This window comes from Bacillus sp. FJAT-45066, from assembly GCF_002335755.1.
Classification (GTDB): domain Bacteria; phylum Bacillota; class Bacilli; order Bacillales; family Bacillaceae_I; genus Bacillus_CD; species Bacillus_CD alkalisoli.
On record NZ_NISQ01000001.1, the window covers coordinates 816,337 to 833,086 of the forward strand.

The window sequence follows — 16,750 nt, forward strand, 5'->3', positions numbered from 1 at the left end:
AAAGAATGGATAGATTGGATGTTCAAAAAGTATCTATAGAAAGTAAAAAAGTACCTATTAGAGTAGAAAAAGTATCCATAGCCAATCAAAAAGTACCGATAGAAGTAAAAAGTATAGATAGAGGTCCAAAAAGTATCTATAGAAAGTAAAAAAGTACCTATTAGAGTAGAAAAAGTATCCATAGCCAATCCAAAAGTACCGATAGAAGTAAAAAGTATAGATAGAGGTCCAAAAAGTATCTATAGAAAGTAAAAAAGTATCCATTGGAGTAGAAAAAAGTATCCATAGCCCAACCCAAAGTACCGATAGAAGTAAAAAGTATAGATAGAGGTCCAAAAAGTATCTATAGAAAGTAAAAAAGTATCTATTAGAGTAGAAAAAGTATCCATAGCCAATCAAAAAGTACCGATAGAAGTAAAAAGTATAGATAGAGGTCCAAAAAGTATCTATAGAAAGTAAAAAAGTACCTATTAGAGTAGAAAAAGTATCCATAGCCAATCCAAAAGTACCGATAGAAGTAAAAAGTATAGATAGAGGTCCAAAAAGTATCTATAGAAAGTAAAAAAGTACCTATTAGAATAGAAAAAGTATCCATAGCCAATCAAAAAGTACCGATAGCCAGGCCTAAAACTATAAAAAAGGAACCGCTCACCCATAAAAGGCAACCAGCTCCATATAAATTACCTCTCCACTGGATTCTTATTCTCATCCAGCGTAAAACCTTCACCTAACACATCATGCACATCACTAACTGCTACAAACGCATGAGGATCAACAGACGTAATGACATTTTTTAACTTTACAATCTCATTTTTCGCCACTACACAATACAAGACATTCCTATCTTCTTTCGTAAACGTACCTTGTCCACGTAATATAGTTGCCCCACGGTCCATTTCTTTCAAAATCTTACCGGCAATTTCTTCATTCTTATCCGAAATAATCGTTGCACCTTTTGCAGCATAAGCACCTTCTTGCATAAAATCAATAACCCTAGCAGCAACAAACACAGCAACCAATGTATACATCCCTTCACGATAAGACAAATACATTAAGATAGAAAATGCAATGACAACCGCATCGAACATAAACATCGTTTTTCCCATGCTCCAACCAATGTATTTATGTGCAAGTCGGGCAATAATATCTACGCCACCAGTTGTACCACCGTATCTAAATATAATTCCAAGCCCTACACCGATAGAAACACCTGCGAACAATGCAGCCAATGTTAAATCATCCATAAGCGGAGGGAACATAATCATTGGTAAACGTTGAATGATCCATAAAAATACCGACAAGCTGACAGTACCAATAATGGTATAAATAAATGTGTTCTTCCCTAACAACTTCCAACCGATAAAGAAGATTGGAATGTTTAAAATTAAGTTCGTATAAGAAGGGTCTAAATCAAACATAAAATATAACAATAAAGTGATTCCAGTAAAGCCACCTTCTGCTAGATTATTTTGCATATTAAAGTTTACTAGTCCATATGCAAAAATTGCCGACCCTAAAAGAATGTAAAAAATATTAACTAACTTTAACCCATTAAACATAATTTCCTCCTAATTAAATGACTAAAATAAGCCAGATCCATACTATATCCAATTTTAAATTTAATTTGGCTCTTTTAAGGTTAGTATTGTTTTTTGATAACTATCTAGCGGTTGATTTTTGCGCAAGTCGGAGACTCCTGCGGGAGTAGCGGGGGACTGGAGACCCCACAGGCGAAGCCGAGGAGGCTCCAGCCACGCCTGCGGAAAGCAGAGACTTGCGCAAAAATCAACAGCGGTCTTAAAATGAGCCTTTAATTAAAACAACTTCTCCATTATAAAGTATCTCCAATTAAGAAGTAAATGGGCTATTTTCGTATTAAATATTTGTCAAATCGGTCAATCTTAGCTAACATGAAAAAGAGGTGAGTCTTTTTGGAAAAGAAAACGATGGAACAGATGCAACAAGAAGTTGATCAATACATATCTCAATTTAAAGAAGGATACTTTTCTCCACTAGCCATGATGGCAAGAATGACGGAAGAACTAGGCGAACTTGCGCGTGAAGTGAACCACTACCACGGAGAGAAACCGAAAAAAGCAACAGAAAAAGAAAATACAATAGAAGAAGAGATGGGAGACTTATTATTTGTCTTAATTTGTTTTGCCAACTCATTAAATATAGATTTACAAGAAGCGCATGACCGTGTGATGCATAAATTCAATACAAGAGATAAAGATCGTTGGACAAGAATTGATGGAGGGAACAAACTTAATGAAAACAATTAAAATTATCCTTGCAGGACCACGAGGCAGAATGGGAAAAGAAGCTGCCAACTTAATTGCCAATACAGAACATTTTGAATTAGTAGGTTGTATCGATCGAGTACATAACGGAAAAAAATTATCAGAACTAGACGGTTTCCACGACTCACTAAATGGAACTATCTACACAGATGCACATGAATGTTTTCAATCTACAAATGCGGACGTATTAATTGATTTAACAACCCCTGAAATTGGTCGCTTTCATACAGAGCTTGCCTTACAATACGGAGTTCGTCCAGTGGTAGGTACGACTGGATTTAATGAAGAAGAACTAGATGAGTTAGCAAAAACAGCGGAAGAAAAGCAACTAGGCGTTATCATTGCACCTAACTTTGCCGTTGGAGCCATTTTAATGATGAAATTTGCGCAAATGGCAGCAAAACATTTTTCTGATGTGGAAATCATGGAATTACATCACGATCGAAAACTAGATGCACCATCAGGAACAGCAATCAAAACAGCAGAACTAATTTCGAAAACGCGCGAGCCGAAAAAACAAGGCCATCCTGAAGAAGTGGAAACGATGCAGGGAGCACGCGGAGCTTCTACGAAAGATGGAATACACATCCATAGTGTGCGCTTACCAGGCTTAGTAGCACACCAAGAAGTAATGTTTGGAGGGGAAGGTCAGTCCCTTACAATCCGACATGACTCTTACAATAGAGCTTCATTCATGTCAGGAGTTAAATTGTGTGTAGAAAAAATTATGGACCTAGATATATTGGTTTACGGATTAGAAAATATTATCGAGTAGAATATTAAAGGGGGAGAGATTAGTATGAAAATTGCCTTAATCGCTCATGATCAAAAAAAAACAGATATGATTCAATTTGCCACAGCATATAGCACTATTTTAGAAGAGCATGAACTTTTCGCAACTGGCACAACAGGCATGAAAATTGCTGAAGCAACAGGCTTACATCTTCATCGCTTTCGTTCAGGTCCATTAGGTGGAGATCAAGAAATCGGTGCGCTTATTGCACAAAATAAAATGGATTTGGTTATTTTCTTCCGTGACCCGTTAACAGCTCAACCGCACGAGCCAGATGTAACGGCATTGCTTCGTTTATGTGACGTTTACGCTATCCCGCTTGCTACGAATATGGGAACTGCGGAAATCTTAATTCGTGGATTAAAGCGCGGTGATTTTACATGGAGAACGATTGTCCACGAAAAAGAGGAACAGCAATGACAAGTTTAGATATTCTAGCATTTGGTGCCCACCCAGACGACGTAGAAATCGGTATGGGTGGGACCATTGCGAAATATGTGCAAAAAGGCAACAAAATAGGCATATGTAATTTGACGTATGCAGAACTCTCTTCCAATGGCACGAAAGAAAATCGTCAACTAGAAGCGAAAAAAGCAGCACAAACGTTAAATGTTCACGAACTGATTCAATTATCCTTACCAGACAGAGGATTATACATATCGGATGAAAACATAAAGGTGATAAGTCGAGTTATTCGTACATATAAACCGAAAGTAGTATTCGTTCCCTATTCAATTGACAGACACCCTGACCATGGAAATTGCGCAAAACTCGTGGAAGAGGTATTATTTTCTGCAAAAATACGAAAGTTCGATGAAGAAAGTAACATGCAGCCACATAACGTTTCCAAGCTTTATTTTTACATGATTAACGGTCTTCATAAACCTGATTTTTACATAAACATAAGCGAGTTTATACATATCAAAAAAGAAGCACTACAAGCATATGAGAGTCAATTTATCCTAACGGAGGGTAGTGTAGCTACACCTCTAACAAATAACTACATACAAAGAGTAATCGATAGAGAAAAGTTGTTCGGTACGGAATGTGGCTGTGACTATGCAGAAGGTTTTTTTGCAAAAGAGCCACTCATACTAGAGGACGATTTATTAGGAGGTGCATAACACTTGAAACTAAAGATAGGTATAACATGTTATCCGTCGGTTGGCGGATCAGGTGTTATTGCAACGGAGTTAGGAAAACTGTTAGCGGAAAAAGGACACGAGATTCACTTTATATCATCGAGCATGCCATTTCGCCTGAACAGAGTATATAGCAACATTTATTATCATGAAGTACAAGTGAATCAATATTCGGTGTTTCAATACCCACCATATGACTTAGCACTTGCTAGTAAAATGGCCGAAATCGCTCAAAGAGAACAATTGGATATTCTCCACGTTCATTATGCAATCCCGCATGCCATTTCTGCTTATTTAGCGAAAAAAATGACAAACGATCAATTGAAAATAGTAACAACCCTACATGGAACCGACATAACCGTTTTAGGTTACGACCCTTCCTTAAGTAATATGGTTAAATTCGGAATAGAAGGCTCAGACATCGTAACAGCTGTATCTCATTCTTTAGTGGAAGAAACGTACGAATTACTTCAACCAGAAAAAGAAATCGAAACAGTATACAACTTTATTGATGAGCGGGTTTACTATAAACATGACAACTTAGAGTTAAAGCAACAATATGGAATTGAAGAAGATGAAAAAGTCATTATTCACGTTTCCAACTTCCGTAAAGTAAAACGTGTCGAAGATGTAATCAAAAGTTTTGAACGAATTCAAAAGAAGGTGAAAAGTAAACTCCTTCTTGTTGGAGATGGTCCAGAAATTTCCGTCGTTTGTAAGCTAGTAAAAAGCTTAGGATTAGAAAAGCATGTTTTATTTTTAGGTAAACAAGATGGTGTAGAGGAGCTTTATTCTATAAGCGATCTAAAGTTATTACTTTCTGAAAAAGAAAGTTTTGGGCTTGTCTTACTAGAAGCGATGGCTTGTGGTGTGCCATGTATCGGTACTACTATCGGGGGAATACCTGAAGTAATTGAACATGGTGAAACAGGTTATCTTTGTAGTTTAGGGAACGTGGAAGATATCGCAGATAAAGCAATACAACTATTATCAAATGAAGCGTTACATAGAAGTTTTTCTGATAATGCCATTCAAAGAGTGAAAAGTCATTTTAGTTCCCATATAGTGGTGGAGCATTATGAATCGCTTTATGCAAAGCTAATACAAAAATAACTGTACGCAATCCTGTATCATGTTAGAGGTGAATACGATGGATCCATTGTTTTTTAAAGCAACGCCAATTATGAAACAATTACATAATCATGGGTTTGAAGCTTATTTTGTTGGTGGATCTGTACGAGACACCGTAATGAATAGACATATCCATGATATTGACATTGCCACATCGGCTACACCTGACGAGATTATCTCTATTTTTCCAAAAACAGTAGATGTTGGTGCACAACATGGTACGATTATCGTTGTAACAAATGGGGCTGAAATGTACGAAATCACTACTTATCGTACAGAGGGAACGTATTCGGATAATCGTAGACCGGATGAAGTAGTATTTGTAACCTCATTAGAAGAAGACTTGCGGAGACGTGATTTTACGATAAACGCAATGGCGATGTCTATAGATGGTGAAATTGTTGATCCTTTCGGTGGCCAAGTGGATATAGAAAACAAGCTGATAAGAACTGTCGGTGAGGCGAAAGAACGATTTAATGAAGATGCACTTAGAATGATGAGGGCAGTCCGGTTCTCGAGTCAGCTCGGGTTTGACATTGCTCCTGCTACATTACAGGCAATGAAGGAGTATGCCGAAAGATTGGCCTCCGTTTCGGTGGAGAGAAAAACAATCGAATTTCTTAAATTACTAAGAGGAAAAAATTCCGAAAAGGCTCTTCAATATATGATAGAGACAAAACTTTATTTGTTTTTACCTCATTTGGAGAAAGTAGATAAGGAAATTTTAGAGATGTCTAGGTTACCTTTACATGAACTAACGTCTGATTCTGTAATCTGGACAGCGGTGGTAGTTTCATTAAAGGTACAAGATGTGAAAGCATTTTTATCGTCATGGAAGCTGCCTAGTAAAATTATTCAACAAGTAGTTAATAATACGAACTGTTTGAATGAGCTTGAAAAAAGTAATTGGACAAACCTTTTATTATATAAAGCAGGGATCGATACGGCACTAGAAAGCGAGAGAATATATTCCATCATGCGTAATCAATCAAGTCTTTCTAAGGACCTATTAGAAATGTACAGCCTACTACCGATAAAGAGTAAGCACGACTTAGCTCTAAATGGTAATGATATACTTCAAATCGTTCATAAAAAACGTGGGAGTTGGGTGAAAGAAGTTTTAGAGGAATTAGAAAGAAAAATTATTATAGGTGAATTAGAGAATCGTTCTGAAACACTCAAGGAGTGGGTAGAAAATTGCAAACAGATATAAGAAAAAAATTACTTATGATGTTTACGGATGCTGATGGAGAATTTGTTTCAGGTCAAAAAATTAGTGAAGAATTAGGTTGTTCAAGAACCGCGGTGTGGAAGCATGTAGAAGATTTGCGTCACGAAGGTTACGAACTAGAAGCTGTTAGAAGAAAAGGATATCGCATCATGAAAATCCCAAATAAAATTAGTAGCAATGAAATACAACTAGGTTTAAAAACAACAACGCTAGGATCTACCATACATTTTGAAGAATCTGTGACAAGCACACAAAAAATTGCGCATCAACTTGCATATAATGGAGCGGAAGAAGGAACGTTAGTTGTCGCAGAAGAACAAACAGAAGGACGAGGAAGGCTAAATCGTGGCTGGCATTCTCCTAAATATACTGGGGTATGGATGAGTTTAATTTTACGTCCGAATTTACCACCACCAAGAGCACCTCAACTAACTTTATTAACGGCTGTAGCGATTGTTCAAGCAATCGAAGAGGTAACAACTGTTCAGCCTTCTATCAAGTGGCCAAACGATATATTAGTTAACGGCAAAAAGCTTGTAGGAATTTTAACGGAAATGCAAGCAGAAACAGATAAAATTAATTCTGTTATTATCGGTATAGGGATAAATGTGAATCAAGAAAAAGAACACTATCCTGAAGAATTACAGTCTATTGCTACATCGCTAAAAATGGAAAGCGGAGAAGACGTTAACCGAGCAGAACTAATACAAGTATTTTTAACGAAAATGGAACAACTATACCTTAACTACTTAAAACATGGTTTCTTACCAATCAAACTATTATGGGAATCCTATGCAGTAAGTATCGGAAAAAAGATAATTGCACGAACGATTACTGGAACATTAGAAGGAACTGCACAAGGAATAACCGACGACGGCGTGCTAATACTAGAACAAGAAGATGGAAATATAACGTATATACACTCTGCAGATATTGAATTGAGTAAATAATTCATTCATTTATTCTGTACGAGAAATAAATCTATGCATCCTATTGTACAAGTCCGTTGATGTTCACTGCAGGTACGAGACTCCTGCGGGAATGCGTGTTAAGTGAGACCCCGCAGGCGCGACAGCGCTGAGGAGGCTCACGAGACCGCCCGCGGAAAGCGAGTACCTGCAGTGAACATCAACAGTTTTATACCAATAAGAAAAAAGAATGGATTCTTTTTCAAATATTTCTTATAATAATGGTAAACGGGCGGTATCATTCTGAACTGCACCACGAACACTAGAAACAAAAAAACTAAAAGAGTTCTGCCTTGATCCGATGGCGACGGGGACAGTAAGAAATGAATACGCACCACTTTCATTCTTATCGTTAACTAACACCCTTCTTTCTCCATTGGCAGAAAGAAGGGTTTTTATATTTAGGATTAGGTGTTTTTGAACGATGGATGATTGTAGAGGATGTAGTTTTATACAATCTTAGTTGACTGAAGCGTAAGGCACTCGACTCCTGCGTGAAGTAGAGGGAAGTGCGAGACCCCACAGGCGAAGCCGAGGAGGCTCGCATCCCTCCCCGCGGAAAGCGAGTGCCTGGAGCGGAAGTCAACGGATTGAAAAACCAATCTAAATTATTCGCGAAACACCTTTATAAAAAAGTCGTTCTCAACTAATCGGTGGTTGGCTCAAAGGGGAGGAAAACCAAATGAAAACCTCAACACAACTAATCAAAATGAAACAAAGCAACGAAAAAATCGCCATGGTAACGGCATACGACTACCCATCTGCAAAACTTTCACAACAAGCAGAAGTCGACATTATCCTAGTCGGTGACTCCTTAGGAATGGTCGTTTTAGGCTATGAATCAACCGTACCCGTAACAATAGAAGACATGATACACCATACAAAAGCAGTCAAAAGAGGCGCAACATCTACATTTGTCGTAACAGACATGCCATTCATGACATACCACCTATCGATAGAAGATACATTACGCAACGCAAAAAGAATTATCCAAGAAAGCGGAGCAAATGCCGTTAAATTAGAAGGTGGCGACGAAGTCATCCCTCATATTAAAGCGCTAACAAAAGCTGGCGTTCCGGTTGTCGCTCACTTAGGTTTATTACCACAAGCAGTTGGTGTGCTTGGAGGATATAAAGTACAAGGAAAAGATATGGAAAGTGCGAAGCAAATTATGCTTGATGCGAAAAAAGTAGAAGAAGCAGGTGCACTTGCTGTAGTGTTAGAATGCATTCCAATGCAACTTGCAGAGCAAATTTCTAAAGAATTAAAGATACCTACTATAGGAATTGGAGCTGGACCAAATACAGATGGTCAAGTACTAGTGTTTCATGACTTAGTAACATATGGTGTTGATCGTGTTCCGAAATTTGTAAAACAGTTTTCTAATATCCAAAATCCTGCATTAGAAGGCCTTACTCAATACGTAAAAGAAGTAAAAGAAGAAAACTTCCCACAGGTAGAACACTCTTTTACAATGAGAGAAGAAACAGTAAAAGCTTTATATGGTGGAGGAACTAATGAAGATCATTAATCATATCAAAGAGTTACAAGAGCAATGCCAAAACTTTAAAAAAGAAGGAAAAACAATTGGATTTGTTCCTACAATGGGATTTTTACATGAAGGGCATCTTCAGCTGTTACAACAAGCAAGAAAAGAAAATGATATTGTCATCTTAAGTATTTTTGTAAATCCATTGCAATTTGGACCTAATGAAGACTTTGATGCTTATCCACGTGACATGGAGAGAGATGAAAACTTAGCCAAAGAACAACATGTGGACTATTTATTTTATCCTACCAAAGAAGAAATGTATCCGAAAGAACGTACAACAAAGCTCCTAGTAGAAAAGAGAACAGACGTACTTTGTGGAAAATACAGACCGGGTCATTTCGACGGTGTTGTAACAGTAGTGTTAAAACTATTTAACATCGTAATGGCAGACAGGGCTTATTTTGGAATGAAAGATGCACAACAAGTCGCTGTAATCGAAGGACTTGTGGAAGATTTTAATGTACCTGTTGAAATAGTTAGGGTGACAACGGTAAGAGAAGAGGATGGTCTTGCTAAAAGTTCTCGAAATGTATACCTATCGGAAAAAGAAAGATTGGAAGCACCAATTATCTATAAAACGCTACAAGAAGGTAAAGAGTTAGTACTAAATGGTAACAGTACCCAAAATGTGAAACAATTTATAAAAGAAAAGATTGAAAAAGAAACGTCAGGTGCATTAGAATATATAGAGGTTTTATCTTATCCAGAATTACAAGATGTAAACAACAACTCAACAGCGATAATGGCAATTGCCGTAAAGTTTTCAAAAGCTCGTTTAATAGATAATATCGTTTTTTCAACATAAGAGGAGGTATCTATATGTTTCGTACAATGATGAATGCAAAAATTCATAGAGCAAGAGTGACGGAATCCAATTTAGATTACGTAGGAAGTATTACAATAGATTCGGACATCCTAGATGCGGTTGGAATGGTTCCAAACGAGAAAGTCCAAATTGTAAACAACAACAATGGTCAACGCTTTGAAACGTACATCATCCCTGGTGTTCGTGGAAGCGGCGAGTTTTGTGTAAACGGTGCAGCAGCAAGACTAGTACAAAAAGGCGACGTTATTATTGTTATCTCTTATGCAATGATGGCGGAAGAAAAAGTACTAACACATGAGCCAAAAGTAGCCGTTATGAATGAGTATAACGAAATCGTCGAAATGATTGGTACAGAACCAAGAGCAACAGTCATGACCCCATAACAAAAATCGCCCCCTATACTAAGGGGGCTTTTGTATGCATACAAAAAGAAATACCTATACTATATGCATAGAATAGAATCAGTTCACAAAGTCCTAAAGAAGAGGACGAATTATTCATTCTGCTTTTAATCTCACGGTGTGTATGATACTTTTAAATAAATGCTTTTTGATAATAAATGTAATAGAGCCAGTGTAGATTGTCTTTAAATACATATACACTATTTGATTAGTATTTGAACTAATGTTGATGTTCGCTACAGGTACGAGACTCCCGTGGGAGAAGTGTGACAAGGGAGACCCCGCAGGCGCCGTGCGCCGAGGAGGCTCCCGAGACCATGGCTTATGACTCGAGGAGCTAGCCGTAAGACCTAGACAGGCCCGCGGAAAGCGAGTACCTGTAGCGAACATCAACAGCTGTAATCCTATATAGATAGTTTAGCGCGGTAGTTATGAGGTGTTTGAATGAAACAGCGATACTTAGTCGTCGATCTAGAAACGACAGGAAACGCACCAAAAAGAAATGATAAAATAATACAAATTGGCGCTGTTTTAATAGAAAATGGTGAAATAACAGAACGGTTCGCAAGCTTTGTTAACCCAAACTGTTCCATCCCACCTTTTATTGAACAATTAACAGGCATATCCAATGAAATAGTAAGCAATGCCCCAACATTTAGCCAAATTGCTCCAATGGTAAACGAAATGTTAGAAGGGGCTACCTTTGTTGCGCACAATGTTCCGTTTGACTTGTCTTTTTTACAACATGAATTTGAAGAGAATGGCATAGCTCCATTTGAAGGGAAAGCTATTGACACTGTTGAGTTAGCGAGAATATTGCTACCAACTTCTCCTAGCTATAAACTAAATGATTTAGCTGAGTTATTTAACGTCCAGCACGAAAATCCACACCGAGCTGATAGCGATGCGGAAGTAACAGCTCATATATTATTAAAATTACTAGATAAAATAGATGATTTACCAAAGAAGACCATTCAAAAACTTAGAAAATTAACGAAAAAATTAAAAAGTGATGTGTATGCTGTTTTCGATCATGAACAAAGGGGAATACAATTTGGAGACTGGATTGAAATACATAATATACCGATAAAGAAACTTTCGCCAATCCAATCCATTCGATCAGATTATACTTTTATTGAAAAAGAGCAAAATAATATACCAATAGACACGTTATTCTCTAACCGAGAACACGCATTAATAGAAATGCCAAGTAAACTTAAAAGTATGGAAGACTACGTTCATAGTGGGTTACGTTTTGCGTTAGAAAACCAAAAACAAGTAACCATAAGTGTATCTTCCTATGATAAAGAAAAACGATTATCCAAATTAATGAATGATATACCATATGTACCTTACTGCTCTAAAAAAGAATCGAGTTACTATTTACATATAAGCAGATTTGCAAAGCTGTTACATGAAAGAGACAGTAACTACGATACACTCCTGACAAAAGCTCAACTGCTCGTCTGGTTAACGGAAACAGAGACAGGAGATGTGGAAGAATTAACGCTTACTTCAGGTGGCAGACTATTGTGGGGTAGTATTAACTGTGAGTATGAAACCAAAAAAGATAAAACAGTCGAAGAGTCTTTCTATGTTCGGGCACAAAAGCGACAAGAAGACTCTTTGATGATCATAACAAACCATGAATCATTGGCAAAACAAATACATCTAGATTCAATGAATGCAACAAGCGATTATTACATTATTGATGAATCACACTTATTTGTGAATGTCTTGAGAAAAATGAAAGGAATTCAGATAACTTATGTACAAATAAGTTATCTTCTTTCTAAAGTGGTAGGCTCTAAAGTAACAGAAGAAGCAAAATTAGAACTAGATGAACTATTTACGATGTTAAGAAACTATGCGCTTAAAAGAACAACGACGAAAACATCGAATTCTAGTAAGCTAATTTACAAGTTGCAATACGAAAACGAACCTGTGAAAGAATGGGACTCTATTTTAGAAGCTGCGAAAAGACTGCTAATGAGATTGTTGGATGTTATTCACTATGTTCAAGTGGAAAAAGACAAGAATGCGCATTTATTAGCTCTACAGCTAAAGAATTGTAAAGATGATTTGGAATCTTTATTATTTAGCGAACAACAGGGTGAACAAACTTGGATGGAAGTAGAAGTAAAAGGGGCAAAAAATGCATCGGCACTCATTCGTATGCCAGTTTCCATTTCTGAAACTTTGGCAACGAACTTTTTCCAACAAAAAAGCTCTGTTGTACTGTTATCGCCGGCCTTTCACATGGACGGAAACTATAATATGGTGATGGAAGAACTAGGTTTATCTGATTTTTTCCCAACGACCTTATCTGTAAATGATGGAGCAAAAAAATTAGAAGTGTTTATTCCAGATGATATGCCACTAATTCAGGAAGTTACGTTAGAGGAATTTCAAGAAACAGTTGCGATTTACTTAAGAGAAATTGCCTGGGTGACAAGCGGAAAAATGATCGTGTCGTTTTCGTCTTTAGAAATGCTACAAGCGGTTTATGAGTACATGAAAACCTCCTTTCAAATGGACGACATCGTCATGTTAAGTCAAAGTAGTTTTACTGGGTCCAAACACAAATTATTGAAGGCAGCGAGCGGATTTGATAAAGCAATAATTCTCGTGACAAATCAACTTATAGAAGAAATCACACTTTCAGAAGAAAATGTGAACACATTAGTGATTGTTAGACTTCCTTTTAAAGCTATTCAAGAACCATTAATGGCGACAAAAATCGAAGAATCAGAACAAAAAGGCGAAAACTCATTTTTAGAAGTATCACTGCCAATAGCTGTGCTACGATTTAAAACGATGTTGCATTCGTTTTACCAAGAAGGTAAGCAACAACAACTAATAATCTTAGACAGAAGAATTATCGAGAAAAAATATGGGGAAAAGTTTTTAGCATGTATGAACGAAGAAAAAATAGAGAAAAATAACTTTTTCACGTTATTAGATATGCTATCCTAACGGTTTACAATATAGGAATGGATGATATTTCATGAACATTTTCTTCATAGTTCTTTTAGCTTTTAGTTTTTTTCCAAACCCAGGAATTCCAGCTGAAGTGAATAGAATCGATTTAAAGTTACAACAAAACGAAGTTGCATTCACATTTTTGGATTTAGTGGACGGTGAAAGTACGTTAATTCAAACATATGAAGGTGAAACGATATTAATAAATACTGGCTCTGAAGCGGCAAAAGAGGAATTAGATTATTACCTTGAATTATATGGTGTCGATAATATTAGTACATTAATTTTGACGAGTACGGAGCCAGAATACGTTAGTAATGTCTCTTCTCTTTTGGATGAAGTGGTAGTGGGGAAAATTGTCTCTCCAATCAGCATGGAGTCCGCAGTGAAAACCCTTAATACTCCAATTGAAACGTGGGAGTCGGGAAAAACGTATGAAATTTCCAAAGGTCTTTCGGTAACTGTTTTACACGAAAAAGTAGAGCCAGAAAGTGATGAAGGAATGGATTTGTTGTTTTCTTATTTTGATACATCTATACTTTATATGACTTCTGCGAACAAAAAAGTCGAAGATCAGATTGTAGCTGATTACCATTTAGAAGAGGTCGACATTTTAAAAGTCGGGGATTTCGGTAATAAAAATGGGACAACCCAACCTTTTCTTAATGAATCAGACCCACAAATTGCAATTCTGTTTAAAAAAGAAAGTAAAGAATCCATGATTGATGTATTAGAAAGACTTCACGAAACATGGATTGAAATCATTCAAACAAAATTAACCGGTAACATATCCATCAAACTTAAAGAACACGACTACCAAGTCATCACTCTTACCATTGAAAGCCTAAAAAGATTACACACAAGTTCATAACAATTTACAAAAGAATATTTTTTTGTTTTGAATTCTATTCAGCTGTTGATTGGAGCGCATGTCGTAGACTCCTCAAAATGCATACGCATTTCCTTCGTGGATGCATCGCTTGGAAGCCTTCCTTGTCCTGCGGGAGTAGCGGGGAGCAAGAGACCCCACAGGCGAAGCCGAGGAGGCTCCCGGCCCGCCCGCGAAAAGCGGAGACTTGCGCGGAAATCAACAGCGGTGTTAATAGAATAAAATAAAAAAAGGGCTTGCTCTACGTATGTAGCAAGCCAAAAAAGGTGTGGGATAAGAGACAAAATTTGTTTTGGAAACTTCATGCCTTTATGGAAATTAATTTTACAGAATTTAAGGTTGTTCTAAACAGAGGAGCTCTAGATGCCTAAAAAAGCACCTTTTACAAAGAACATTGTACGAAACTGAATAGTAGCTGTATAATGATTTTGGAAAGCTATTTGTCATTCAGTAATTATATTGTGGTCTGATTCATGTCACTTTATGAATTACAATAATTACATCATGCCTGGGAGGATATTATGGAAAGTAAGATTGAAGTTATTTCGACCGTCACAGTACAAAACTCTCCAGACTTATACAAGATCGTGGACGCATTAAATAAATCATTAAAAAGACAAGACTTAATGTTTGGACTCGCTCTAGACGAAAAAAATAAAGAAAAAGCTGTATTTACAATATACCGTACATAAGAAGTGATAATATGAAAAAATGGATAATCATAATACTTGTAGTAGCTCTTATAATTTTTTTATGGCAAGTTATTTCTATTTATCAATCCACCATTTCACCTTTGAAAAGTGAAAAAGAATATGCTGGAGAGATTGTAAAAAATAAGACGGAAATCCAAACAATACAAGCTGTAGACGTATATAATGGAACGAATGTATACCACATTGTAAGTGGGACGAACGCTGACAATGAACAACTCATTGCATGGCTTAACGAAGAAGACGAAGTAGTTCTTATGAAAAAGGCCGATGAAGGTATTAAAAAAGAAGAAGTACTTCAATTTTTAAATACAAATCGAACACCTAAAAAAATAATATCCATCACACTTGCAATGGAAAAAAACATTCCGTTATGGGAAGTGAAATTCACAGATACCGATGATCGATATCATTTTTATTATATTAAGTTTGATGATGGGGAATTTTTCCAAAGGATTTCTTTTTAATACCTAACGGTAATTTCATGAACTTTTTAGGGAGGATTAGTAATGAATTTAGCAAAGCGAGTGTCAACGTTAACACCTTCAACAACTTTAGAAATAACGGCTAAAGCAAAAGAATTAAAAGATGCTGGTCATGACGTAATCGGTTTAGGAGCAGGGGAGCCTGACTTTAATACGCCAGAACATATTTTAGATGCTGCCAAAAAAGCAATGGATGAAGGATTAACAAAATATACGCCATCAGGTGGATTACCAGCATTAAAGAAATCAATTATTTCAAAATTAAATACGGACCAAGGGATCACGTATAAGCCATCAGAAATTATCGTATGTTCTGGAGCAAAACATGCTTTATATACGTTGTTCCAAGTTATTTTAGATGAAGGCGATGAAGTAATCATCCCTACGCCATACTGGGTTAGCTATCCTGAACAAGTGAAACTAGCAGAAGGTGTGCCTGTATATGTAGAAGGTAAGGAAGAGAACGAGTTTAAAATTACACCAGAACAACTAAAGCAGACAATAACTTCTAAAACGAAGGCAGTTATTATTAACTCACCAAGTAATCCTACTGGTATGATTTACTCGAAGGTTGAGCTGGAAGCGTTAGGTCAAATTTGTTTAGAGCATAACATTTTAATTATTTCAGATGAAATTTACGAAAAGCTTTTATATGATGGCAATACACATGTATCGATTGCTCAAATTTCTGAACACTTACGTCAACAAACAATCATCATTAATGGGGTATCAAAATCGCATTCAATGACAGGATGGAGAATTGGTTATGCTGCAGGAAATGCTACTATTATTAAAGCAATGACGAACCTTGCAAGCCACAGTACATCCAACCCAACATCTATTGCTCAATACGCAACTATTGCAGCATATGATGGGCCTCAAGATGCAGTAGAAGAAATGCGCCAAGCATTTGAGCAACGTTTAAACATTATTTTTGAAAAGTTAAATCAAATTCCAGGCTTCCGTTGTCTAAAACCACAAGGTGCATTTTACCTTTATCCACACGCGTTAGAAGCGGCAAAGATAGCTGGCTTTGAAGATGTCGATACTTTCGCAAAAGCATTGTTAGAAGAAGAAAAAGTGGCTTTAATTCCTGGTTCAGGCTTCGGAACTCCTGACTACGTAAGACTTTCATACGCAACATCATTAGACCAACTAGAAAAAGCAGTAGAGCGAATTGCTGCTTACATGAATAAAGTGACAACAAGATAATACCTCCTTACTAAACCCGCCAACACTGTTTAGCGGGTTTTATATCTTTTAATGGTTTATTTTATTAGAGTAATTGCTAGAATTATTTGAAATTTAGAGTGGATTGGAGCGGAAGGCAATTGACT

The 16,750-nt window shown here is 36.8% G+C and carries 17 protein-coding genes; 16 read left to right on the forward strand and 1 reads right to left on the reverse strand.

The genetic code is table 11. The features are described 5' to 3' along the window. Window positions 1-5: 5 nt before the first annotated feature. A complete protein-coding gene (locus tag CDZ92_RS19840; protein WP_157842700.1) occupies window positions 6-149 on the forward strand; it encodes a hypothetical protein in 144 nt (47 codons plus the stop codon). A 531-nt stretch (window positions 150-680) separates the two neighbouring features. Here the strand turns inward: CDZ92_RS19840 and CDZ92_RS04175 are convergent. Continuing rightward, window positions 681-1,559, reverse strand: coding sequence for a YitT family protein (locus CDZ92_RS04175; protein WP_096153803.1), 879 nt, complete (start codon window positions 1,557-1,559; stop codon window positions 681-683). A gap of 372 nt (window positions 1,560-1,931) precedes the next feature. On the opposite strand from CDZ92_RS04175, the gene CDZ92_RS04180 reads away from it, so the two are divergent. The 15 genes from CDZ92_RS04180 to CDZ92_RS04250 all read left to right on the forward strand — a co-directional run bounded on the left by CDZ92_RS04180 (window position 1,932) and on the right by CDZ92_RS04250 (window position 16,625). After that, the gene (locus CDZ92_RS04180) at window positions 1,932-2,285 is read left to right on the forward strand and encodes a nucleotide pyrophosphohydrolase (RefSeq protein ID WP_096153805.1); all 354 of its coding nucleotides are present in this window, start codon (window positions 1,932-1,934) and stop codon (window positions 2,283-2,285) included. Further along, window positions 2,272-3,078, forward strand: coding sequence for a 4-hydroxy-tetrahydrodipicolinate reductase (gene dapB / locus CDZ92_RS04185; protein WP_096153807.1), 807 nt, complete (start codon window positions 2,272-2,274; stop codon window positions 3,076-3,078). Before CDZ92_RS04180 ends, dapB begins: the two co-directional genes overlap by 14 nt. Window positions 3,079-3,102: 24 nt before the next feature. Continuing rightward, entirely contained in the window at window positions 3,103-3,516 is a 414-nt protein-coding gene (gene mgsA, locus CDZ92_RS04190) for a methylglyoxal synthase (RefSeq protein ID WP_096153809.1), read from the forward strand. Beyond that, window positions 3,513-4,220, forward strand: coding sequence for a bacillithiol biosynthesis deacetylase BshB1 (bshB1, locus tag CDZ92_RS04195; RefSeq protein WP_096153811.1), 708 nt, complete (start codon window positions 3,513-3,515; stop codon window positions 4,218-4,220). Before mgsA ends, bshB1 begins: the two co-directional genes overlap by 4 nt. Before the next feature lie 3 nt (window positions 4,221-4,223). After that, window positions 4,224-5,351, forward strand: a complete 1,128-nt coding sequence (gene bshA, locus CDZ92_RS04200; protein ID WP_096153813.1) for an N-acetyl-alpha-D-glucosaminyl L-malate synthase BshA — start codon at window positions 4,224-4,226, stop codon at window positions 5,349-5,351. Between the two features lie 37 nt (window positions 5,352-5,388). Then, window positions 5,389-6,582: a CCA tRNA nucleotidyltransferase gene (locus CDZ92_RS04205; RefSeq protein WP_157842701.1), complete on the forward strand. Its 1,194-nt coding sequence runs from the start codon at window positions 5,389-5,391 to the stop codon at window positions 6,580-6,582. Further along, window positions 6,567-7,550: a biotin--[acetyl-CoA-carboxylase] ligase gene (locus CDZ92_RS04210; protein ID WP_227521468.1), complete on the forward strand. Its 984-nt coding sequence runs from the start codon at window positions 6,567-6,569 to the stop codon at window positions 7,548-7,550. The genes CDZ92_RS04205 and CDZ92_RS04210 overlap by 16 nt, the downstream gene beginning before the upstream one ends. Window positions 7,551-8,250: 700 nt before the next feature. Next, window positions 8,251-9,099, forward strand: a complete 849-nt coding sequence (gene panB, locus CDZ92_RS04215; protein ID WP_096153816.1) for a 3-methyl-2-oxobutanoate hydroxymethyltransferase — start codon at window positions 8,251-8,253, stop codon at window positions 9,097-9,099. Next, complete coding sequence (gene panC, locus CDZ92_RS04220) at window positions 9,086-9,925, forward strand: pantoate--beta-alanine ligase (protein WP_096153818.1); 840 nt, start codon at window positions 9,086-9,088, stop codon at window positions 9,923-9,925. The genes panB and panC overlap by 14 nt, the downstream gene beginning before the upstream one ends. 14 nt (window positions 9,926-9,939) lie before the next feature. After that, entirely contained in the window at window positions 9,940-10,329 is a 390-nt protein-coding gene (gene panD / locus CDZ92_RS04225) for an aspartate 1-decarboxylase (protein WP_096153820.1), read from the forward strand. A 462-nt stretch (window positions 10,330-10,791) separates the two neighbouring features. Next, window positions 10,792-13,323 carry an exonuclease domain-containing protein gene (locus CDZ92_RS04230; RefSeq protein ID WP_096153821.1) on the forward strand — a complete coding sequence of 844 codons (2,532 nt, stop codon included), beginning with the start codon at window positions 10,792-10,794 and terminating at the stop codon, window positions 13,321-13,323. A 31-nt stretch (window positions 13,324-13,354) separates the two neighbouring features. After that, entirely contained in the window at window positions 13,355-14,200 is an 846-nt protein-coding gene (locus tag CDZ92_RS04235; RefSeq protein WP_096153823.1) for a ComEC/Rec2 family competence protein, read from the forward strand. Between the two features lie 539 nt (window positions 14,201-14,739). Next, a complete protein-coding gene (locus tag CDZ92_RS04240) occupies window positions 14,740-14,910 on the forward strand; it encodes a YpmA family protein (RefSeq protein WP_096153825.1) in 171 nt (56 codons plus the stop codon). 11 nt (window positions 14,911-14,921) lie between these two features. Next, complete coding sequence (locus CDZ92_RS04245) at window positions 14,922-15,395, forward strand: cell wall elongation regulator TseB-like domain-containing protein (protein WP_096153826.1); 474 nt, start codon at window positions 14,922-14,924, stop codon at window positions 15,393-15,395. A 42-nt stretch (window positions 15,396-15,437) separates the two neighbouring features. Next, entirely contained in the window at window positions 15,438-16,625 is a 1,188-nt protein-coding gene (locus CDZ92_RS04250) for a pyridoxal phosphate-dependent aminotransferase (RefSeq protein ID WP_096153828.1), read from the forward strand. Window positions 16,626-16,750: the final 125 nt, after the last annotated feature.